Source organism: Peribacillus sp. YIM B13472 (assembly GCF_042788005.1).
In the GTDB taxonomy this organism is placed as follows: Bacteria; Bacillota; Bacilli; order Bacillales; family DSM-1321; genus Peribacillus; species Peribacillus simplex_E.
The window spans coordinates 123789-146924 of sequence record NZ_JBHZPG010000002.1 but is presented as its reverse complement, the minus strand read 5'-3'; the positions used below and the strand labels follow the sequence as shown (position 1 = coordinate 146924).

Below are 23136 nucleotides of genomic sequence, written 5' to 3'. Positions count from 1 at the left end.
TTCCTTTTATGAAAACCAGATTGGCCAACCCGGCAGTGTTCCCTTTAACACATTCACGAATAAATAATAGATGATTCCGGAAAATCCTGCGGAAATGATGAGCGATGCCACCCACTTATTCCGTTCCATCGTTTGAAAGCAAACAAACAAAAAGAGAAAGGTCGTAATGACATATCCTATCGTTTCCAATGTCAAAATATAAATCAAGGTGGAGAGCAGAATGATGATAAAGGGTTTATATTCCAGCTTTCCCTTACCCGATTCCTGCACCTTGCTCCGAAATGCCTCATAGAACAGGCGAATACTTAAAACAGCAAGAACAAGCCCCAATACAAAAGGGAAAATGTCCGGTCCTACCGAACTTCCATAAGAAGAACTGGCCAGTTTCCTGCTTCCTATCATGAACAGCACCCCGACAGCCAGAAAGGCTACAGATGCAAAGCGATCAAATTTAACGTCCATCCTAATCCCTCCATTTCAGAAAACAAGAAGAAGGTGAAAGCACCTCCTTCTCCCCGATTATTTTTCCATGCCTAAAGCTTCTAATAATTGCTGCACCTGTTTCTCCTGTTCTTCTAAAAACTTGCTGAATTCTTCACTATTTTTATATTCCTGTTCCCATCCTTGAACTTCCACTTCTTTTTTCCATTCAGAAGTTTCAACTAACTTCGCAATGGATTTGCCCCAAAATGTTTTCGCTTCTTCAGACATATTCTGAGGTCCAAAAACACCTCTCCAAATCGTGAATTCAGCATCAACACCCTGTTCCTTTGCCGTCGGTATGTCTTTCAGATCTCCACCCAAACGTTCAGTCGAGGTTACGGCCAGCACTCTGATCTTTCCTGCTTTTAAAAATTCCCTGACACTGGATGCATCCGTTCCGATCACATCTGCATTACCGCCAAGCAATGCCGTAATCGCTTCCCCTCCGCCGTCGTACGAAACGTATTTAAGTTCGGTTGGATTCAAGCCATATTCATAGGCTGGAAGAATGGAAATCAAATGATCCATGGATCCCGGAGCCGATCCTCCTGCAAAGGTCAACTTACGCGGATCTTTCTTCACCGCTTCCAGCACTGATTTCAAATCCTTGAATTCAGAATCCGCCTTTACCACTATCGCCCCATAATCTTTTGTCAGCTGTGCCAAAGGAGTCGTATTTTTATATCCATAAGGACTGTTGCCTTCTTTTTTAAGGTTATTGATGATGACAGGCGGTGAATTCACGAACAGCATGTCATTATTATCCGCTTGCTGTGTTGCATAATCCGCCATGAAGACTGCGCCCCCGCCACCGGGTTTGTTTTCGACGGTCAATGGCTGGTTCACCAGTTTTGTCTCACTCAAGACCTTTGTAAATGAACGGGCGGTTAAATCCCATCCACCGCCTGCGCCCGATGGAGCAACGACCGTTATGGCTTTTTTCGGATAGCCTGTGCTTTCTTTCTTTTCTCCTGATGTATCCGAACTGCTGCCACATGCACCTAAAGTTAAAGCTAACGAACTTGCCAATAATACCGCAGAAATCTTTTTACGAGAAAACATAATAATCCTCCTTTTGAAAGCGTTTTCTTAATTCTACAAAAATATCTTCCTTTTCTTTGATTATTAACCTAAGATACATAAATTCCATAACCTCTATATTGTTCATAAAGTTTTATCGGGAGACATTGGAAAAAGGCCCGCCCATTAAGAGCAGCCCTGCTAGAATAGTATTTTTGATAGATATACGACCATCGTTACCGTTATACTGCTGAATAAAGTCGACATCAAGACTGCCTGTGCCGCATACTCCGGATGGTTGTCATATTCCAAAGCGAATAATGCGCTGTTTCTTGATGTTGGAAATGAGCTTGCGATAAATAAACCCTGAGCGACAGTCCCTTCCAAGCCCAGCAGGAGGATGATCAGGAATGCGATGGATGGCGAGAGTATTAACCGGCCAACCAAGCTAAGGATAAGCGGAAGCGGAAATTGCGTCATTTTCAAATAGGCACTCTGTGCACCCAATGTAATCAATGCAATGGCTATGAAAGCACTCGCGATATTTTCAATCGGGGTCCATAAGAACAGCGGAATGTCGAAAGAAGCGGAATGTAATAGAAAACCGAGTAATAAAGCATAAATGACGGGGTTCTTCAAGAACTCGCGAATGGCGCCCTTCGCACTTTTTGTATGGACGGAAACAGAATTCATCAATCCATAGGTATAGGTCAACAGGTTTTGAAAAATGATCACGATGACTTGGATCGACAGGCCAAGAGGATTCCCATTAAAAACCATCTGACTGACGGGTAACCCGAAATTGGCTGAGTTATTCAGGACTACACTATTTTTAAACGTGGCAGAAAGGCTTTGATCAAACCTGGCAAGTTTAGCAATCACTGTACTCACGATGATGAGGCTTACTGCTTGAAGAGCAAGGAAGCTGAATATCTGGATGATCATCCCCCCGCCCATTTTACTTTGATATATATTGACAAAGCTAATGGCCGGCATGAGCAGGAAGTGATTCAATTTAGACAGCGTATTCATATCCAACTTGAATTTACGATGCAGGATGGCCCCCGCCCCTATTAGGAAAAAGACCGGCACAATGACATTCAATACGATCAGAAACAGGACACTCACTTGACTTCCTCTCCATTCCTTAGGCAAATTCCTGATGATTTACATCTCCCATCTATCATAATGCCGGGATACCCATAATTAAAATACCAATAAATTATCGTTATCCATTCAAAAAAGGAATGATAAAAAAGCACAGAGGTTTCTGCGCTTCCAGTTAAATATCACTCATGAAGTCGACGTCTTTGACAAATTCGACAAACGCTTTGACCAGTTTTAATTCCAGCGACTTTTCATGATATAACATCCATGTATTCCTGATAAGGGGATTACCTTGCTTATCCTTAAGGTCCATTTGACGGAGATTTTGGTCTTTCTCTAATAAAACACTGGGGAGGATGCCATAGCCCAGCCCATTCCTGACCATTTCTTTGCATGTATCACCTTTGTCCACTTCCATTCCCACCAAAGGCGGTCCAGAAAAATTGTCTCTCCACCAATTATCGATCATTGTTTTTAAAAGGGCATCCGTCCCATAATCGATCCTCGGCAAGAAAGGCAGGTCCCGGACTTCGATTTCTTCCTTGGAAGCAATACAAATCGTTTCCTCAAAAAGATGATGCCTTGATCCTGCCCATTGATAGTCCCCCCGAACGATCCCTACATGCACTTCTTCCTTGTAAATGAGGTTCAGTACTTCTTTACTCCAACCAGTGGTCACATGGAAATCCACTTTAGGATACCGCTCACGAAATAATCTCAACAGGCCAGGCAATTTATGCAGCGTGATATAATTGGAAACACCCAGCCGTAATGTTCCACTGATTTCCTGACCCATATTGAACGCTGTCTCTTTTATCTGCCGGAGCCTGATCAGCATCTCATCTGCACAGTTGGCCAAATATTCTCCTTGAGGGGTGAACTGCACTCCCCTTGTTCCCCGCTCCACAATCTTTAGATTGAACTCCTTCTCTATTTGTTGAATTCGTTTCGTTAAAGAAGGTTGCGAGATATATAAACTTTGCGCCGTTTTAGTAATATTCTTGTGCTCATGCAACACCTTTAAAATATGCCAATCCCTCTCATTCATAACCCTTCCCCCGATACCGCTTTTTCCTTGAATGTCTTATCCAAACTGTACCATAAAAGGCCTGTTGGATATATCCAGGCAATGACGGCAAGGACTTTCCCAAAGCGCATTCTCCAGCCCGCCTTAGGAGCGACATCTTTCACGCTCGGTCATTCAATTGAATTCTTTCAGGGCATGTATAGATATTCAGTGAATCATTACGAATGAACCCGACCGTGGTGATTCCCAATCCTTCAGCCAACTCCAAAGCCAATTCGGTTGGAGCGGATTTCGAGAGTATCAGTTCACAGCCGATTTTCGCCACTTTCAAGAGAATTTCCGATGAAATCCGGCCGCTGAACACGATGGCTTTCCCTTCTATCGAAATACCATTCTTCAAGCAATGGCCGTATATCTTGTCCAAGGCATTATGCCGTCCGATGTCCATCCTGCTTAATACAAGGCCATCGACATCGCATAAAGCGGCATTGTGGACTCCGCCTGTGTTCTGGAAGGTGACAGCGGAATTTTGTAAATCCTTCATCAAGCGGAAGCAGTCATCGGGAGTCAGCCTCACCGAAACATTATCCATTTTCTTGGCAGTCAATGCATCATTCACAAAGACGAACCCTTGTCTGCTCATTCCGCAGCATGATGTAATATACCGCTTATTTTGAAAGTCCTGGAAGTAGGGATTCACTTTATCTGTCTTCACATGAACAAAGCCCTCTTTTTCCTGGAACCAGATTTCTTTTATCTCATCATATTTTTTGATGATGCCTTCCGAAGCCAAATAACCAATCACCATATCCTCGATGTATTCAGGTGTACAAACCATCGTGACGAATTCCTGGCCATTTATTTTGACAGTAACGGGATACTCCGTTACGATCGTATCTTCCGTCCGATCGATGTTGCCTTTGGTTATCCGGATGATGTCCCTCTTGCTTTCAATCGCTTTCATGATCCCACTCCTTTTACTATCCAGGAGCCAATTGACCAATATGTAAGGAACATGGTCAATGCCCGTTGAGTTTGTCCGCTATATGCTTATCAAATACGAATACGGAAATCGCTATGTTCTCTTTAATTTTGATATCTGAAAACAAATGGACCAGTTTAGCTCCAACCAGTTCTTCCATTCCATCAGGAGGACTCTCCGAATACACATCCTGAACCATTTTGGTACGTGCTGAATGGACCATGTCCCTTCCTTCCTCCGATCTTGATATGAACATTTCCGTAGGAGTCAAATTCCCATATAACGTAGAAACGGCCATATTTTCCACGAAAACCGTGTGTATGCGTTCTGGTCCTTTACCGAATAGTTCCTTGCGCAGCTTACGAATCATATCATTGAATTCATGGATAACTTTTGACACCGTTACGTCACTCCAATTCAAGAAAATTAAGTTCTCAATTTTCTTATCATAAATCAACGCGAAGAAAAACGAAAGGAATTTGGGAATGATAACCTCTTTCCAGGATTGTTTCTTGTTATAATTAAAGGTATAATATCCAAGAGGAAAGTTGGGAGCATAATAGTGTACTGTTGTGTCCTATCTTTTTTAAAAATTATCCATTATGGTATGGATTGGTATATTGGCAAGCTTTGCTATTAAACTATTCCACCATGACCTACACCACCGTTTTAGAGCCGGAGGTGTGATCATGGTGGTTTTTTTCGTGTTTTTGGCTATAAAAGGGGGAAATATAATGAGCGATTCAAACATCACCATCAAAATCAATGGGAAGGATTATACCGCTAATGAAGGAGCGACAATACTGGAGATCCTCAACCAAAATGAGATAGCTCATCCACAGATTTGTTATGTTCCTGAAGTGGATCCGATCCAAACATGCGACACATGCATCGTCGAAGTTAATGGGGAACTCGTCCGGTCATGTTCGACAAAAGCAGCGGGCGGCATGAATATAGCCTTGGACTCAAGCAAGGCAAAGGAAGCCCAAACCGAAGCCATGGACCGGATCCTGGAAAACCATTCTTTATACTGTACTGTATGTGATAATAATAACGGAAATTGCAAACTGCATAACACAGCGGAATTAATGGAAATTGAACACCAAAAATATCCTTACACACCGAAAGTGGAATTGGGTGCCGTCGATATGTCCCATCCATTTTACCGCTATGATGCCAATCAATGCATCGCATGCGGGCAATGTGTCGAAGTCTGCCAAAACCTTCAGGTCAACGAGACACTGTCCATCGACTGGGAAGCGGAACGCCCCCGGGTAATCTGGGATGAAGGAACGGAAATCAATAACTCATCTTGTGTAGGCTGCGGACAGTGTGTAACCATTTGTCCATGTAATGCATTAATGGAAAAATCGATGCTGGGTGAGGCAGGCTTCATGTCAGGTTTGAAAAACGATATGCTTGAACCAATGATTGACCTTGTCAAAGAAGTGGAACCTGGATACAGCGGGATTTTTGCCATTTCGGAGATTGAAGCGGCAATGCGTGATACACGGACGAAGAAGACAAAAACGGTCTGTACATTCTGTGGGGTAGGATGCACATTCGAAGTCTGGACAAAAGGCCGTAAAATCCTTAAAGTCCAACCTACTCATGAAGCACCCGTCAATGCGATATCCACATGTGTCAAAGGGAAATTCGGTTGGGACTTCGTAAACTCGGAAAAACGTTTGACCAAGCCACTGATTCGGAAAAATGGTAGATTCGTCGAATCAAGCTGGGATGAAGCACTTGATTTGGTTGCATCAAGACTTGGTTCGATCAAACAGCAATACGGCGGAAATTCAGTAGGCTTCATTTCCTCATCCAAGATCACGAATGAAGAAAACTATGTGATTCAAAAACTGGCACGGCAAATGTTCGAAACGAATAACGTCGACAATTGCTCGCGTTACTGTCAATCCCCGGCAACAGACGGACTGTTCCGTACAGTCGGCATGGGCGGAGATGCTGGTACGATTAAAGATATCGCCGCAGCAGGTCTTGTCATCATCGTTGGGGCTAACCCTGCAGAAGGCCATCCGGTACTGGCGACACGCGTAAAACGGGCACACAAGCTTCACGGACAAAAACTGATCGTAGCTGACATCCGCAAAAACGAAATGGCCGAGCGCTCCGACATCCATATCAGTCCAAAACAAGGAACAGACCAAGTTTGGTTGATGGCGGTTACAAAATATATGATCGATCAAGGCTGGCATGATCAAGAATTCATCAATGAAAATGTTAACTTCTTCGACGACTATAAAGAGGTACTTGAAAAATACACCCTGGAATATGCAGAAACACACACAGGCATTTCAAGAGAAACATTGATCCAAATAGCTGAGACCATTCGCGATGCAGACGGGACATGCATTCTCTGGGGTATGGGCGTTACACAAAACACAGGTGCTTCCGATACTTCAGCGGCAATTTCCAACTTACTATTGGCTACGGGTAACTACCGTCGTCAAGGAGCGGGAGCTTATCCGCTTCGCGGCCATAACAATGTACAGGGCGCTTGCGATATGGGAACCCTGCCAACATGGCTTCCAGGATATCAGCATGTTACCGATGACGTGGCACGTGCTAAATTCGAAAAAGCTTATGGAGTGAAAATCGATGGCAAACCAGGCTTGAACAATATTGAAATGCTTAAAGCGATAGAAAAAGGCGACATGAAGGCCATGTATCTTGTCGGAGAAGATATGGCACTTGTTGATGCGGATGCAAACCATGTTGATAAAGTATTATCCGGATTGGATTTCTTTGTTGTCCAGGATATTTTCCTTTCAAGGACAGCCCAATATGCGGACGTGGTATTGCCCGGAGCTCCATCTCTTGAAAAAGACGGGACGTTCACCAATACGGAGCGTCGTGTACAGCGTTTATATAAAGCCCTTCCCACTATGGGAGATTCTAAAGCGGACTGGGAAATCACTCAAGAGATCGCCAACCGCTTAGGTGCAAAATGGAACTACACTCACCCTAGTGAAATCTATGATGAAATGGCAAGCCTGTCACCGATATTCAGCCAAGCGAATTACGAGGTGCTGGAAGGATGGAACAGCTTCCTCTGGGGAAGCCATGATGGCTCAAACACGCCGCTTCTTTATGTGGATGGCTTCAACTTCCCTGATAAGAAAGCGCGCTTTGCACTGGCTGACTGGGTGGAACCTCATAAATTCCCGGAAGAATATGACCTTCATATCAATAATGGACGCATGCTGGAGCATTTCCATGAAGGCAATATGACGAACAAATCCAATGGAATCCAATCGAAAGTACCTGATATTTTCGTTGAGGTTTCACCAGAACTTGCCAAAGAACGTAAAGTCGGCGATGGCGGACTCGTTCGCTTAGTGTCTCCATTCGGGGCCGTTAAATTAAAAGCCCTGATCACAGACCGTGTGAAGAATAATGAGCTATTTTTACCGATGAACTCAGTCGATAAAGACTCAGCCATTAACTTCCTGACTGGTCCTATCTATGATCAACGCACAAGCACGCCTGCTTACAAGCAGACGATGGTCCGCATGGAAGTATTAAGCGCAAGCGGAGACATCCCATTACCGGGTACCAATCCAAGGAACAAAAAACGTCATCCTCAAAATGGTGTCGAGGTTGAACGTAAGTGGGCCCGTCCAGGGTATGTTCACTTAACGGATAAATAAACAAGGAGGGTGAAGATCATGGCAGCTCCTATTACGGAAATCCATAATCCCATTACTGAGGAAGAAATAAAGCTACAAAAACTCGAAGAACTGAAAACGCTGATCACCGATAATGAAGATGCATTAAACAATATGTTTAAAATCGTCAATGAACTGAATGACTCAGGAGTATTCGAAGCCGCGACCTCCATGCTTCAAGGAAAAGAACAAATTGCGAAAATCGCTCTTCAACAAATCACAAGGCAACCTGTCACAAACCTGATCAATACCCTTATGGGGGCAACAGGAGCCTTGATGCACGCCGATGCCGCACAATCCACGAAACTGCTACACAGTGCACTTGCAGGAATCGATGAAGGAAATAAATTCCTTCAGGCCGATAAGAAGATCGGAGTTTTGGATTTAATGAAAACATTGAATGATCCAGACATAAACCGGGCGATCGGCTTTGGCGTCCACTTCCTAAAGGGAATGGGTAAGGAATTAAAAGAATAGAATCGGAACAAAGACTCAAGAGAAGCTTCTTTTGAGTCTTTTTTTATCATGTATTACGATATTGAATAATGCAAAATTAAGGAATAGTTTAGAAACAATTAGTCTGATGAGGGCATGATCACCTAGAAATCACTCATCAAAATACAGGCTGTACACCCTCCCCTTATTCGCACCGCTGCTTGTCAGATTCATTGATTGCAAGATCCTCGTTGCACTGGATGAAGAGGAAATGTTTAAAAAGTCCCTCAACTGCTGATTCGTTATGGTAGAGCCTAATAGATAAAAATAATCTCGTAAAGCCTGGATATGTGCTTTTTTACTGGACAGTTGGCATTGATGACAAATCCATGTGCCATGCCTTCTAAATAACTGATTCCCCTTGCAATTCTACATATCGCTCCTTTAATTAGGTCCTTTTCGGTAAGGTTGTATTGTTCCAGAATGGAAAAGTCCGCATCGATGTGGTGTTTATTTATTACGCGAACTGCTTTTTTCAAATCTTTTTCACTAAAACTGGAGTCTGTTATGGAGTCTTCCATTTGACTAATTTTATAAGGAAGTGCATCGCGATGGATAACTTTAAAGTGGAGTTTATGGTTACCAGGAGCTGTACGGATGATTGTTTGGGGATTACTGATGACAATTAAAGAAAGGATGGGGAGTGAGGGAAAACCATTTTTCAGGAACCAATTGGTTAACTGTGACTCTTGGCGGCTGACTTGTATGATGGAATCTGGAAATGCCGTTTCTTTTCCTTCAATCGTTCGAATGAGCTGATTGAAATGCGGATCAAAATAGATTGCCACTAAAATGTTCTTCACTTCAATGATAAGCGCATATTTCTTGGAGATTAATAAGGTATCCAGTTGGAAAAATCGGGATTGATCCTGCAGCCTTAAATCGTGGAAGATGAAATAGCTTTTCGGTTCAAGAAAGCTTAATGGAAAATCAATGGAACATTCCCCTTTATAGCCCGCTTCCCTTTTTTTGAGATCGTTCATGATTAAAGGTATTTTAGGGTGATTCGGAGGAAGCCTGCACGCTAATGCACGTAGTTTATGTATTGCAAGAGGAACTTTCCGCTTTTTTACAATCAATTTCATCGCTCCAATCTTGGTTTCTCCCAAAGGATTCTACAGAAGCAAGGAATATTCCTTTATATGATAGCGAATGTACAATTTATCTGCGAAATCGGGGATATATCTTCGAAAATGGAGATATATCCCCGAAAACTCCTGATTTATCTGCGAATTATTCGATATATCGATTTTTCGACAAATACAACTTAAAAAAAAACAAATAAAAAACCACCAATATATGTATTGGTGGAGACGGTGGGAGTCGAACCCACGTCCAGACATAACGGCACTTAAGCTTCTACGAGTGTAGTCGATATATTCGCATTTCGCGAACTCATTAGCCTATCGACAGGCGGCAGAGCAGCTAGTCTGATTGGTCTCTTCCTTCATCCTCAGACGGTGGATTCCGGCGTATCCCACTTAGAGTGAGTCCCTTACCCTACCACGTGGGCCATGGAGGGAGGAACAGCTATCGACTGTTATTAAGCAGCGAAAGCTAGGTTGTTGTTTTGTTTGCCAGTTATAGGCGTTGACGTTTTAACGAGGCCGATCCCCTCGACTCGCAACTTAAGCTCGAACTATCCCTGTCGAATCCGTAACGTCCCCATGATAGAAATGGAGCGTACGAGAGAAGAATAGTCAGCAAGTTGGCTGATATTCAATTGTCATCGGTACAGGATTAATTATAACAGATTGGTTCAAAAAATCAATTGTAAGGTCTTGGCAGTTCTACATCTTCTGGCGATCCCGGAAAGCACGTTCAATATCACGCTTCGCTTCCTTCTTCTTCAGGTCGTCACGCTTGTCATATTGTTTCTTCCCTTTTCCAAGTCCGATTAAAACTTTGGCAAAGCCATTCTTCAAATACATTTTCAACGGCACGATGGTGTAACCTGTTTCCTTTGTTTCACCGATCAGTTTACTGATTTCTTTCTTATGCAAAAGTAGCTTCCGTGTCCGCAATGGGTCATGGTTAAACTGGTTTCCCTGCTCATAAGGACTTACATGCATATTATGAAGATAGATTTCACCATTTTCTATTTTAGCGAAGGCATCCTTCAAATTCACTCGGGCCGCACGGATTGCCTTGATTTCCGTCCCTTTCAAAACGATACCTGCTTCAAATGTTTGTTCTATAAAGAAATCATGATAAGCTTTTTTATTTTGTGCTAGTTGTTTACCTGAGCCTTTTGGCATCTAACTCTCCCCTTTTTACATCCAATCGCGGTGAGAGGATGAAATGATCATCCCCCCGCCTCAATCTTTATCTCTTTTTTGGTTTTCTCTTGCGCTTGGCAGCTGGCGCATTTTCAAAGAATTTTTTCTTATTTTTCGATTTTCTTCCAGAAGAAGTCGAATCTCCATTACGGTCGCCGCTTTTTCCTTCCTTACGTCCCCCATTGCCGCCTCGGCCGCGTTTACGTTCACCTGAATTGGCTTTGAATATTTTCTTCTCGCCAGATGGACGCGGACGGCTTACCTTCATGCCGATAATTTCAAAATCAATGGCGCGTTCCTCTTTATTGACGTTGGAAACACGTACGTCGATCTCATCGCCAATCCTGAATACATTACCGGTACGTTCCCCGATCATTGCAAGCTGACGCTCATCGAATCGGTAATAATCATCCGTCATGAAGCTGACATGGACAAGTCCTTCAATGGTGTTCGGCAACTCGACGAACATCCCGAAATTCGTAACCGAACCAATGATCCCGGTATATTCTTCGCCGATTTTATCCAGCATGTATTCCGCTTTCTTCAGATCATCCGTTTCCCGTTCAGCATCGACTGAGCGACGTTCACGTTTCGATGTATGATCGGCAATCTCAGGTAAATTGGCATTCCATTTCTCCTTCGTAGCTTCATCCAGTTTACCTTCCACCAAGTAGGTCCTGATCAACCTGTGCACGATCAAATCCGGGTAACGGCGAATCGGCGATGTGAAATGTGTATAAAACTCAGCAGATAAACCAAAGTGACCTAAGCTCTCCGGATCATATTTCGCCTGTTGCATGGAACGAAGCATGACGGTTGAAATGACCGTTTCTTCCGGTTTACCTGCAACTGCCTCAATGATTTCCTGTAACGCCTTAGGATGGACGTCATTGGCCGATCCCCGTACAATATATCCGAAATTCGTAATGAATTCGAAGAAACGCTGCAGTTTTTCCGGCTTTGGATCTTCATGAATACGGTAGATGAACGGAACGTCAAGACGGTGGAAATGCTCTGCAACGGTTTCATTTGCCGCAAGCATGAACTCTTCAATCAGCTTTTCCGCAACCGACCTTTCACGTAAAACCACATCAGTCGGGTGGCCCTCTTCATCAACGATAACTCTCGCTTCATTGAAATCAAAGTCGATCGCACCGCGGTTCATCCGGTTTTTACGAAGGATGGCCGCTAACTTCTCCATGTCCTGGAACATTGGCAGCAATGCTTCGTAGCGTTCGAGCTGTTCTTCATCTTTATCCACAAGGATTTTGTTCACATTGCCATATGTCATACGTTCCGTCGTCTTAATGACACTTTCAAAAATCTCATGATTGACGACTTTGCCATCTGGCGTGATTTCCATTTCACAAGAGAGTGTAAAACGATCGACTTGTGGGTTCAAGGAACAAATGCCATTCGATAAACGATGCGGGATCATCGGAATGACCCTGTCCACCAAATATACGCTCGTCCCTCTTTCCAAAGCTTCCTTATCGATTGGCGAACCTTCCTTCACATAATGGCTGACATCAGCAATATGAACACCCAGCTTGTAATTGCCATTTTCAAGTTTAGAAACAGTGACGGCGTCATCCAGGTCCTTTGCATCCGCTCCATCAATCGTGACCAAAACATCATTGCGCAAATCCCTGCGGCTGCCAATTTCACTTTCTTGAATGGTATCCGAAACGGCATTGGCTTGCTCCATTACGTCTTCCGGGAACTCCATCGGCAAACCATATTTATGGATCACGGAAAGAATATCCACGCCAGGGTCATTTTTATGCCCCAGAATCTCAATGACTTCGCCTTCAGCACTTATACGTCCTTCAGGATAAGAAGTAAGCTTGACGACAACTTTATGCCCCTCTACCGCTCCATGTGAAGCGTGCTGTGGGATGAAGATATCGCTTGCGATCTTTTTATCATCAGGGATGACGAAACCAAAACTTTTACTTTCGGAGTATGTACCGACCACTTGTTTAATTCCGCGTTCAAGTATTCTGATGACCGTGCCTTCTTGCCTTGAGCCCGATGTTTCCGAAGATACTCGTACCATGACGACATCTCCATGCATCGCTGTGCCCGTTTCATTTGGCGGAATGAAAATATCATCCATTCCTGGGTTATCGTCAGGTGTCACAAATGCGAATCCCTTTGCATGTCCCGTTAATTTACCGCGGAACAAATTCATTTTTTGCGGCAGGCCGTAACGATTGCTTCTTGTTCGGACCACCAATCCCTTTTCTTCCATTTTTACTAAAGCCTTAACGAAATTCTTGAAATCTGCCGAGTCTTCGATTTTCAAAGCCTCTTCCAGTTCTTGTACCGTTAGCGGCTTATACGCTTCATCCGTCATGTATGTCAGAAGCTTATTAATATGTTCTTGAATGTTATCTTCCATGAAAACCCTCCTATTCAGGGTATAATAAATTTGTTATTCGGACCAATCCAGACTTTCTAAAAATTCCAATACATCTTCATGCAACTGGTCTTTTTCTTTATCAAGGGTTATGACATGGCCGGATTCCTCATACCACTTGATTCGTTTGACCGGTGATTCAATGGAATCAATAATAATATCGGCACTTTTTGGATTGATAACATCATCATGCCGGCCCTGCACGACAAATGTCGGAGCGTAAATAAGGTCGACGTGCTCTCTTACATCCGTTATCAACTCCTGAAGGGCTTTCAATGTATTCATCGGTTTATCGGCAAGGAGGTCCATTTCAAGCTCTATTTGCTCTTGAGTTTTCCCTTCATACTTCTTAAATTCTCTGGCGTACTCCAATACTCCTTTAAACATCATTTCTTCACTTTTAATATGCATAGGCGCACACATTGATACGATACCCTTTATAGGTACAGTGTAACCTAATTTAAGAGAAAATACGCCTCCTAATGAGAGTCCGGCAACAGCAATTTCTTCATGACCTTTGCTTTTCAGAAAATCATAGGCCATCATGACATCTTTCCACCAATCTTCCGGACCCGTTTTCACCAGCTCCTCTGGCGGAACGCCATGCCCTTTATAGTGCGGGGCATGGCAGGTGTATCCCTGTTTCTCCAAGTAACGGCCCAGCATCCGCACATCCGCCGAATTCCCCGTAAATCCATGTAAAAGTAAGACAGCCCTTTTTCCGCCTTCAAAAGTAAAGGGCTGCTGCAGCTTGATTTTCATGATTTTAAACTCCTTTATCGGTAAATAGAATTAAAAAAATCCCTATCCTATAATTAAGTACTAAAATCACTATATCTATTCATGCGACTATTGTGCAAAGAAAAAAGCCTAGCTATTTAGCTAGACTCATTTTTGATCCATTACACATCAAAGAATGCAACAAGTAAAGTTAAAGCAAAGAATAAAATAGCCAATACTACCGTTGCCCGATGTAAAACTAGGTCCAAACCGCGTGCCTTTTGCTTTCCGAATAGCTGCTCGGCACCGCCGGCAATCGCACCCGATAAACCTGCACTCTTACCTGATTGAAGCAATACCGTCACAATGAGGGCTATACTGACAATCACTAAAAGCGTTATGAGAAATGCATGCATGCAATTACACCTCCTGAAGAACCAATAAACAATTACTTTAACTTTACCACACCCAATAAATATCCACAATCTTTGTTATACTATGATGGTAAGAATTCCTAAAAACCCATGGTCATTTATTTCTTTTTGAAACAAAGTTTGAGATAATTTGCATAAATAGAGAAAGAGGTGTCAACATGTTTAAGTCCATACTTCGGATTCTTGATCTCCTGACCATCCTATTCTCGGCGGTTGCCGGCTATTCTTTATGGACAGGCGGAAGCAATCTTATCAGTGTCCTATTAATCATCCTATCACCGCTTTTATTGCTGCTGGCAAAGTATCACGGAAATCGATACTTATTATTTGCTGCATATATCACGACAACCGTTTATTTTACTGCTATTATTTATAATGGACTTTCCAATAGCGGTACCGACTTTTTCCAATCCAGCTTCCATGTCCTCCTGATCGGGGCAGCAGCAGCCTTGCTGAGCGTCATAGCTGCGGTCATTGGGTTTGGGACCAATACGCTTACGATTCTTTGGTTATCGTTTCACGCCCTTGTCACATTCGAGACAATCAGGAGATCATCTGGTTTCCTTTCGAACTTTTGGTCTGATCCCGTCGTGCAAACCGCAGTTCGTAATGATTATCCATTATTATTGATGGTCGTCTGGATTGGTTTATTTCTTGATAAATATCAAAGTGAATTAACAAGGGATTACTTATCACGATAATTTTTCAAAACTAATTTTATTGGAAATCTTATATTAAAAGCAAGGGGCCTTTCAAATGTTAAAACCTATATTTGCAGCAACTGCTCTATCATCTTTCATTCTGATGGCTGGCTGTTCATTCGACCTGACCGGCAATGATGAAAAAGAGCAAAAAGAAGAACAACCGAGCTCCCCGGATACGCATGCGGATAAGGAGATAGAAACTGACAAGAATAATGATGAAAAAGAATCGGCCCAACGCCAGGTGGAAGTTGATGAAACGGCTAAACCCGGACAGGCTGGCCTTCAGACGTTAGCACATCCGGAAGGCATTCCTGTACTTGTCAATAAACAATACAGCCTGCCTGAAGATTACAAACCCGCTGACCTTATCTACCCAAAAGTGGATTTCATCTTTCAAGATAAAATTGAAAAAAGAATGATGCGCGAGGAAGCGGGGAAGGCACTTGAAGTAATGTTCCAGGCTGCCGAAAAAGAAAACATGCACTTTGCCGGCGTTTCCGCTTATCGCTCTCACCAAAGACAGATCGCGGTCTTTAATAACTATGTGGCTAAAGATGGGGAAGAAAAAGCTAAAACTTACAGTGCAATGCCTGGGACAAGCGAGCATGAAACGGGACTCGCGATTGATGTCACGACCCAAGATGGTGCATGTGCCGCCCAAGACTGCTTTGGTGATACGAATGAAGCCGCCTGGCTTGCTGAACATGCACATGAATATGGATTTATCATCCGCTACCCTGAAGGCAAGGAAAACATCACAGGGTATAAATACGAACCATGGCACATACGTTATGTTGGTGTCGCTACCGCAACCGAAATCTTTGAAGCGAAGATTACATTAGAAGAATACTATAATGCCGTACCAGTGAAAGCTGTATCGAATGAGTAAAAAAAAGGTGCCCGGATGCGGCACCTTTTTTTATGGAACGGTATTAATCAAACGTTTGATTAAACCCCTTTATCAGCCTTGAACCAAGCTGGAATCAGTGACTGGACGGCTAACTTTATAAGCAAAAAAACTCCCATCCAATGTGTATTCTCATATTGAATGGGAGGTGAAAAGAAATTACTGTGCAGAATCCATCTTCTCGTCAGAAGCGGAATCCCAAAATAATTACTTCTTCAAGTTATAGAAAGATTTCAAGCCGCCATATACAGCCAAGTCACCAAGCTGGTCTTCGATGCGAAGAAGTTGGTTGTATTTAGCGATACGGTCTGTACGGGACATTGAAATCCAATAAAAACATGATTATATCAACGTTCATTAATTTTTTCTTCCTATTATATGTGTAGTTGTATTACTTAACTCGGACAAAGCTATCTTAATCAACTCAAGCTATGTACAACTTATATCAAATTATATCATAACTTTTATATTACATTAACCAACAAGAGGTATAGTGGCATTTGAATTAACAAATAACTTATATATAAAAGCGGAAAAATCAGACCTCGTTAACCAAGCATTACGAAAAGTGTTCAAAGACAAAGGTCTTCTATAAATAAATACAAGGGGAACTAGGCTATTAACCTAATTCTCCTTGTATCGTTTCGAAAATCCTTCAGTAATGCCAAGGGCTTTCATTCGTTTTAGTATTAAGCTATCCGATTCGGGTCTGTTATCGATAACAAACAGGAAAAACAATTGGTTTTCGAACGATTTTCACACCGTTGCCATTCATCTCGATTGGTTTCGTCTCGATCTAATTACACCGTGATGTGAAAATGTTGGTGGTTAATTTCCTCTCCTCATATCCTCCATGTCCTCCTCATATCTCATTATCAGAACATCCAGTAGATTCATCTCTTCTCGTTCCACCTCATTAAATCTAACCGTAGTGTTAGTTAATTTTTCTTCAAGCAATTTTGTTTCCAAGTTAAATGCTCCCGATAAACCTCCTATGTTTTTTTTAATTGGAGACTTACTATTATCATGATTTTTCACCAGAAGTCTGAATTCCAATTGATCTTGAAACCCCCAGTCCTTCTTAAACGGTCCAATAAAACCTTCAGTATTTTCAAGATCAATATATGAAATGTACTTTTGATCTTCAACATCAAAATGATCATTAATTCTTTTCACAAATTGACCTGTATCAATAATAACCGTGCAATATTCCCCGAATTTTTCCAAGTCTTCAGGAATAAGTCTAGTAATCTTCCCTGCTTTATAAGCATATAGCCTTTCAATAGTAATCCCCGCTAAACAATAAACATACTTTTCTAGCGTTTCATTAATTGTGATATCAACAGATTTAGCTGATCCTTCAATTTTATGATCATCAACAATCATCGTAACACCTGTTGGTTTAAACCTCATATGCAAGCCATCATATCGATCTGCACGTTTGATTTTTTTCTCTAATTCATCTTTTTCCAATTCAACATAATGTCCTAGCCTATTCATATAAATAGTTCCATCATTTAATAGAGATTCTATATTCTCCTGCGTACCAAATTTCAATAACAAAGGTATGAAAAATTCCCCCATAGTCCATCCTCCAATTTCTGCATATCCATATTTTAACACATAGTCCTCATCGTAAAATCTCATAATGTGGATTTGACCCAGCCTGCTTCCATTTCCTCAAAAAGCACCTTGAAATTGTGTTAATCACGCCCCCCACATACCTTTTACAGCTTCCGAATAGATTGTGAGTATTGGAAGGATTCCAAATCGTTTCAGAACTGCTTAAATGGCTTTGTAGGCGATTTTTGAACGATTTTAGATCATATAAAAAAGATAACGCATATCACCATCTAACTATCTAGTTCAACTGACCTGCCCATTACGTTTAGTACTATCCTTCACAATCATTACATCTTTTAACAAACAAAAGGGGTTTATCCCTTTTGTTTGTAAGGACTTGACATCATCAATATGAACGCACATATAAACAAAAAGAAAGAGACACCCTCAGGATGTCCCTTATTTACTCTCTTGTTGCCTGCTCTTTGATTAACTTGTCCAGTGTTGGTCTGGATACACCTAGTTCCTTTGCTAGCTGAGACTTTGATACTTCTCTATTCATATATCTTTGGTATTGCTTGTCGAAGTCTGAAATCGATACTTTTTTTCGTCCTTTGTACTTTCCTTCTGCTTTAGCTATAGCAATGCCTTCACGTTGTCTTTCAAGCATATTTTCACGTTCAAAATCATTAATTGCACTAATCATCTTTAACATCAATCTACCAGTTGCGGTCGAGGTATCAATATTCTCTTTAATGGATACTAATTGAACTCCTTTTGATTCTATTAGTTCGACTAGTTCTAACAAGTCTTTTGTAGATCGTGCTAATCTTGAGAAGTCTGCAACGTAGATTGTATCTCCTTCTCTTGCAAAATCTAACATCTCTTGTAGCTTAGGTCTATCTTTATTCTTAGCGGAAACCTTTTCTTGATACACCTTATCTATGTTGTACTGCTTCATTGCTTGTACTTGTCTTGCTTCGTTCTGTTCAACTGTTGATACTCTTATATATGCTATGTTCATGTTTCTACGTTCCTTCCGTATGTATCGATGAATCCAGAATAGCACATTGTAAAAATAGACTCAATAACTTTGTTTACAAACTGTAAATTAATTAGAACAAAGATTCTAGATTTACTACTTTGTAATGCTTATCGTTTATAAACTTAAGGCACGCTCTAGATTTACAAACAGGTTATCGAAAACAATAGGATAATAGCGAAGATTTTCACATATTAGGTTACACCTTTGTTATCGATAATCATTGTCGAACAACATTAGGGTTTTACTATATGTTTTATCACTTTACAGCGCTAAAATACATCTAAAAGTTGTTTCGTGTCGAACATTTACCGAGTTCTTGTTTGTGGATGAGCGTGGTTTCTCTATCACCTATTATCAACCAACTATAATAGCAGGCTTACATACGGACCTCATATTCACCCCTAACTCCTATGGTGCTGAAAAAGAAATCACTTAATACGCCATACAAGCATTAATGAGCGTTTATGGGCATTTTGGGGACATATACAACACGGTAGCGGCAGCTTGTTGTTAATGTAAGCTATATTGATTGTGAAATAATGTACTTAAACTATCGGGGCAGGTTAGCTCAAGAAGGATAATAGTAGCGATAAATTGAATGCTTTATACAAACTTAATCGTATACAATTGGTGTAAGTATCTATTTATATAATAACCATACTTTTTTTCCAACTTACTTTTGATTTCCTTAGTTTGATAATATTAGGATGTTGGTTCTATCAAAAAGCAAATAATAAACTGATTTACATAGCAACCATTGTCACTACATCTTTAATAGGTTATTTTCTGGTTTACCGTCCTTTTCTCTAAGCAATTTTAATGAAAATATATCATAAAAATAGCAACTGAATAATTCAGTTGCTATTTCAAATGTCAATTTAATGATGAAATCGTTGTTAAAAATGGTGAGAATACACCTGTGAATTGAAGTTTCCTCCCATCAACCGAACCCGTTAGGGAAATCCTACATGCATTTATTTTGAAAATATCAAACCTATTAAGAAAATAAGGACTTGTTAAGTGATAATCAAGTTATTCCGTTAAAGGGAGCAATCCTTGTATAAGGCATTGTGTCTTTTTTAGTTATCATAGTGAGCTTAATAAGAAATTTAATTGTTTTGTGATGCTTAATTGACCAAAAAGCGAAGTAAGAAGGTGCATTGTAGTATTCAAATCTTTGGGTACATTAGCATTTGCAGAAAACACATTATCTCATCGTCTTTTTCATTTCTTTTATTTCATTTGATAAGAAATCAATTTGTTTTTGTAGATTATTAATAGCGTTAATGTTATTGTCTCTTTGCACTTCAGAAAATGAAAGCTCTGCTGCAATCTTTGTTATTTCATCACTAATAGTAGTAATTGCACCTGCAACTGCAGCCAGTTCCACTGTGTAATTTCCTTTTTTCGGGGTTTTATTTTGGCTTATATTGTTATTATTCGCCATCAACTTATCCCTCCAATTTAAAAGATCTGTACTAATTGCATCAGGTGTATTTTAAAAAACATATTGTGGAAGACATCAAAATAGGAATAGAATGATGCGAAAGGCTATTAAAACAACATATTACATTGAATAAAAGTATACTAGTAAATAATTTTTTTGATTTGTTTTAACTCATTAATTAAATCGTCTACCTGCTTTTGCGTCTTTTCTGTCTGTTTAGATTGATCATTCTGACTTTGAGAACTTCCATTGTTTGATTTTTCCAATAGCTCTAGGGCTATACCTGCAGCGATTGCTTGTAAGCCATCCCCTAATGTAGAGATGGATGCTCCAATAAATGCAAGTTTAGCAGCGTAAATTTCTCGTGAATCAGGGGATTGATTTATATTATTTTTATTGTTACCCATAATCACTTCCTCCTTATTTCGATGAAAAGCAAAAATGTCTTCATTTAATCATATGCGTTAAACACAGAAAAGAGAATTATAATGACAATGGTTTAAGATTAATACTTTCAGGGAAAGAGTATTTAGCAAGTGACAATGCTTAGATGCTCTTTGTATTCGAAGAGATCGAATGGGCAGAAGGCACACTGTTGGAAGATGTAGAGTTACATGATAAAACATAATATTTATATTAGTGAAGTTACTACACATTTCAAACGGTTGAACCGTACGAAGCACTTACAAGTTGACTTAAAAGGTAAAGTCATCTGAAAAAGCATATTAACCGATGCTACAGTTAAATGGTCAATACAAAGGAATTATTGCCCCTAGATAAAATGGAACTTCTCCTTATTTACTTGTTTTTAAGTTTTTCAAATTCGGTTGTTAAATAGTCGATCTGTTTTTGCACTTTTATATATTCTTCTTTATCCATTCGTTCCTGTTGTTCTTCTTCGAATGCAAGTATTGCTGCAATAGTGCCTAAAGCATCGCCAAATGTAGTGATCGCAGTGGCAATTATAGCAAGCTTAGCGGCTTGACTTTCTGTGTTCATGTTTTGGCTATTTTGATCAAAGTTTTTATTTTCATACAAATCCTGCGCCTTCAGTACTTAATACCATCTTCAATTTATTTTTATTTTATGCTCCATGTACTTTTGGGTGAAGGCATGTTTATATGTTCTAATACGCAGTTCGAAAAAAATATTCATTAGCTTATTCCAGAATCGCTTTTCTTAATGAACTACCATGAAAATAAGTTTCTTTAAAAAATGAAAAATGACAATACTTAAGAAGACCCTGCTCAATCGTTTTAAAAAAAGAGGAGAGCGTTAATTAATTAGTCTATGGATTAGGGTTGACTGGATTAAGGTCAGTATCAGTAATGACACTTCCTAACCATTTTCATTCTTTGTGGTGAATCGCCGATTTTTGCGATTCATGGATGGCTAACGGGTGCGTTAGTTCATTAAGAATCACGCCAATTTGGTCGCCTGTAGCTGATTTCAAATTTGAAGAAACCGACCAATAAAGGTCGGCTTTTTTTATACTTATTTTTAGCAGAAGCCGCCATATCCGCCATCACTGACCACCAAAGACTAACGGGGCAGTTGCTTCAATATGAAAACCAATATGCTTCAGGTTATAAATGGGATAATATGTTAATATGTTGAATAGACTATACGTTTTTTAGAAAGGGTCACACATAGGAGAGTGAGAGGGCGTTGAAGATACAAGAAGCAGTTGAATTGTTTAGAGAGAACACCGATGAAAAGAACAGGACATGGGGACAAGATAGACCTAAAATCAACCGATTTATAGACTTAGTTGGAGGGAATACAGATGCACAGGAAGCCATAAGTGAAAGTAATCTTGTAGGTTTTTTTGATACACTTGATAGAAATCTAAGTGGATATTATTTTACTTTGAAAAAATTCTATACATTTGTACAGGGAAAAGTCTTAAATTTGCCGATAAGCGAAAGAAAGGTGTTTCCGCTCGAAGTTCCAAAGGATATGAACTTAGAAGGAAACAGTAGGAAACCAAAAGCCAACTACCTTCTAAATGGATTTGACTTCTATCAACTGTTTAATGAGGATTTCTACGTCCATCTACATAACGAAACTGCTAGCCGAACCATTATGGCATGCATGGCAGTGGGGTTGGGAGCGGGCTACAATACAGCGGACATTATAGACATGACCCTTGGGGACATTCAAGTAGATGGTGATACTATTCGAGTGAAGAATGTTTATGAGACCTAGAGCGTTCCGTGGATAGTGTTGACAGGGGAACTGGCGAAATTCATTAAGGTATACTACGACTTACCAATGAAGCTTGCTACTTCATCTGAAGCTACCACTCAACTATTCTTTGAAAAGTATTGGAATGGAAGAGATTTAGAAGTTGACCCTGACATAGCGGGTGTAAACTCGAAAGGCTTTGTAGATAAGCCATCCAACATCATTGCCCTTATGACTTATATGCTAAGGTACATCTCTTTTAAAGTGGATATCGATCCACACTTATATCCCACTCACTTGTATATCAATACCATACTTCATCAACTGCTACAAACGGATGGTAAGGCATTAGAATCAATCATTCGTACCTTTGGGTGGAGCGGACATTTGTGCGAGAGTCCTTCTACCAGTACATTAAGTATCATGAACAAAAAGAGTAAGTAAACCCATTAACTTCCGCTACCATCGTGGAATGAAGTGTCTCCACTGAGACACTTCATTCCTGCAGGTCGGAACAGATTGTCTGGGCTAAGACACTTCGTGGTACTGTAATAAGAGAGACTAATTATAATAAGAGAGAGATAATGCCCCCCACGCAGGCGCAGGGGAGGCAAGGGATCGT

General features: G+C 40.8%; 22 protein-coding genes, 1 other RNA gene and 1 pseudogene. 6 read left to right on the top strand and 18 right to left on the bottom strand.

What is annotated here, in order from left to right:
• Positions 1-6: 6 nt before the first annotated feature.
• The 6 genes from ACFX4I_RS02410 to ACFX4I_RS02385 all read right to left on the bottom strand — a co-directional run bounded on the left by ACFX4I_RS02410 (position 7) and on the right by ACFX4I_RS02385 (position 5019).
• Complete coding sequence (locus ACFX4I_RS02410) at positions 7-462, bottom strand: tripartite tricarboxylate transporter TctB family protein (protein WP_230300565.1); 456 nt, start codon at positions 460-462, stop codon at positions 7-9.
• Positions 463-519: 57 nt separating this feature from the next.
• On the bottom strand, positions 520-1545 hold the full coding sequence (locus ACFX4I_RS02405; RefSeq protein ID WP_230300566.1) for a tripartite tricarboxylate transporter substrate binding protein: 1026 nt from the start codon (positions 1543-1545) through the stop codon (positions 520-522).
• A 159-nt stretch (positions 1546-1704) separates the two neighbouring features.
• On the bottom strand, positions 1705-2631 hold the full coding sequence (locus ACFX4I_RS02400; RefSeq protein WP_377418922.1) for an AEC family transporter: 927 nt from the start codon (positions 2629-2631) through the stop codon (positions 1705-1707).
• A gap of 154 nt (positions 2632-2785) precedes the next feature.
• Positions 2786-3658 (bottom strand): LysR family transcriptional regulator, encoded by an 873-nt coding sequence (locus tag ACFX4I_RS02395; protein ID WP_098371528.1) that lies wholly within the window; start codon positions 3656-3658, stop codon positions 2786-2788.
• Positions 3659-3797: 139 nt separating this feature from the next.
• On the bottom strand, positions 3798-4601 hold the full coding sequence (fdhD, locus tag ACFX4I_RS02390; RefSeq protein WP_377418919.1) for a formate dehydrogenase accessory sulfurtransferase FdhD: 804 nt from the start codon (positions 4599-4601) through the stop codon (positions 3798-3800).
• 55 nt (positions 4602-4656) lie between these two features.
• Positions 4657-5019 carry a Na-translocating system protein MpsC family protein gene (locus ACFX4I_RS02385; protein ID WP_096339376.1) on the bottom strand — a complete coding sequence of 121 codons (363 nt, stop codon included), beginning with the start codon at positions 5017-5019 and terminating at the stop codon, positions 4657-4659.
• 334 nt (positions 5020-5353) lie between these two features.
• Here ACFX4I_RS02385 and fdhF point away from each other — a divergent pair, with 334 nt between their 5' ends.
• Positions 5354-8293: a formate dehydrogenase subunit alpha gene (gene fdhF / locus ACFX4I_RS02380; RefSeq protein ID WP_377418916.1), complete on the top strand. Its 2940-nt coding sequence runs from the start codon at positions 5354-5356 to the stop codon at positions 8291-8293.
• 18 nt (positions 8294-8311) lie between these two features.
• On the top strand, positions 8312-8788 hold the full coding sequence (locus tag ACFX4I_RS02375) for a helical membrane plugin domain-containing protein (RefSeq protein ID WP_230300570.1): 477 nt from the start codon (positions 8312-8314) through the stop codon (positions 8786-8788).
• A 272-nt stretch (positions 8789-9060) separates the two neighbouring features.
• On the opposite strand, the gene ACFX4I_RS02370 is transcribed toward ACFX4I_RS02375, so the two are convergent.
• The 6 genes from ACFX4I_RS02370 to secG all read right to left on the bottom strand — a co-directional run bounded on the left by ACFX4I_RS02370 (position 9061) and on the right by secG (position 14643).
• Positions 9061-9885: a nuclease-related domain-containing protein gene (locus tag ACFX4I_RS02370; RefSeq protein WP_377418913.1), complete on the bottom strand. Its 825-nt coding sequence runs from the start codon at positions 9883-9885 to the stop codon at positions 9061-9063.
• 226 nt (positions 9886-10111) lie between these two features.
• Positions 10112-10473: a transfer-messenger RNA gene (ssrA, locus tag ACFX4I_RS02365) on the bottom strand.
• A 123-nt stretch (positions 10474-10596) separates the two neighbouring features.
• Positions 10597-11064, bottom strand: a complete 468-nt coding sequence (gene smpB, locus ACFX4I_RS02360; RefSeq protein WP_057912049.1) for an SsrA-binding protein SmpB — start codon at positions 11062-11064, stop codon at positions 10597-10599.
• A gap of 67 nt (positions 11065-11131) precedes the next feature.
• Positions 11132-13489, bottom strand: a complete 2358-nt coding sequence (gene rnr / locus ACFX4I_RS02355) for a ribonuclease R (RefSeq protein WP_377418910.1) — start codon at positions 13487-13489, stop codon at positions 11132-11134.
• Positions 13490-13522: 33 nt separating this feature from the next.
• Complete coding sequence (locus ACFX4I_RS02350; protein WP_098371539.1) at positions 13523-14269, bottom strand: alpha/beta hydrolase; 747 nt, start codon at positions 14267-14269, stop codon at positions 13523-13525.
• Positions 14270-14409: 140 nt separating this feature from the next.
• Positions 14410-14643, bottom strand: coding sequence for a preprotein translocase subunit SecG (gene secG / locus ACFX4I_RS02345; protein ID WP_061465545.1), 234 nt, complete (start codon positions 14641-14643; stop codon positions 14410-14412).
• A gap of 176 nt (positions 14644-14819) precedes the next feature.
• Here secG and ACFX4I_RS02340 point away from each other — a divergent pair, with 176 nt between their 5' ends.
• Positions 14820-15362: a hypothetical protein gene (locus ACFX4I_RS02340; RefSeq protein WP_230303607.1), complete on the top strand. Its 543-nt coding sequence runs from the start codon at positions 14820-14822 to the stop codon at positions 15360-15362.
• Positions 15363-15417: 55 nt separating this feature from the next.
• Positions 15418-16254, top strand: coding sequence for a M15 family metallopeptidase (locus ACFX4I_RS02335; protein ID WP_230303608.1), 837 nt, complete (start codon positions 15418-15420; stop codon positions 16252-16254).
• 225 nt (positions 16255-16479) lie between these two features.
• Here ACFX4I_RS02335 and ACFX4I_RS02330 read toward each other — a convergent pair.
• The 6 genes and pseudogenes from ACFX4I_RS02330 to ACFX4I_RS02305 form a co-directional block, all read right to left on the bottom strand.
• Positions 16480-16596, bottom strand: a pseudogene (locus ACFX4I_RS02330) (hypothetical protein); the annotation flags it as partial.
• 504 nt (positions 16597-17100) lie between these two features.
• Positions 17101-17895 carry a hypothetical protein gene (locus tag ACFX4I_RS02325; RefSeq protein ID WP_377418907.1) on the bottom strand — a complete coding sequence of 265 codons (795 nt, stop codon included), beginning with the start codon at positions 17893-17895 and terminating at the stop codon, positions 17101-17103.
• A gap of 403 nt (positions 17896-18298) precedes the next feature.
• Positions 18299-18859 (bottom strand): recombinase family protein, encoded by a 561-nt coding sequence (locus ACFX4I_RS02320; RefSeq protein ID WP_377418904.1) that lies wholly within the window; start codon positions 18857-18859, stop codon positions 18299-18301.
• 1228 nt (positions 18860-20087) lie between these two features.
• Positions 20088-20327 carry a hypothetical protein gene (locus ACFX4I_RS02315; RefSeq protein WP_377418901.1) on the bottom strand — a complete coding sequence of 80 codons (240 nt, stop codon included), beginning with the start codon at positions 20325-20327 and terminating at the stop codon, positions 20088-20090.
• 140 nt (positions 20328-20467) lie between these two features.
• On the bottom strand, positions 20468-20734 hold the full coding sequence (locus ACFX4I_RS02310; protein WP_377418898.1) for a translation initiation factor 2: 267 nt from the start codon (positions 20732-20734) through the stop codon (positions 20468-20470).
• Between the two features lie 391 nt (positions 20735-21125).
• Complete coding sequence (locus ACFX4I_RS02305; RefSeq protein ID WP_377418894.1) at positions 21126-21365, bottom strand: hypothetical protein; 240 nt, start codon at positions 21363-21365, stop codon at positions 21126-21128.
• A gap of 630 nt (positions 21366-21995) precedes the next feature.
• Here ACFX4I_RS02305 and ACFX4I_RS02300 point away from each other — a divergent pair.
• Together ACFX4I_RS02300 and ACFX4I_RS02295 are read left to right on the top strand one after the other, a co-directional pair.
• On the top strand, positions 21996-22535 hold the full coding sequence (locus ACFX4I_RS02300) for a hypothetical protein (RefSeq protein WP_377418891.1): 540 nt from the start codon (positions 21996-21998) through the stop codon (positions 22533-22535).
• An 18-nt stretch (positions 22536-22553) separates the two neighbouring features.
• Complete coding sequence (locus tag ACFX4I_RS02295; RefSeq protein ID WP_377418888.1) at positions 22554-22958, top strand: hypothetical protein; 405 nt, start codon at positions 22554-22556, stop codon at positions 22956-22958.
• Positions 22959-23136 lie beyond the last annotated feature (178 nt).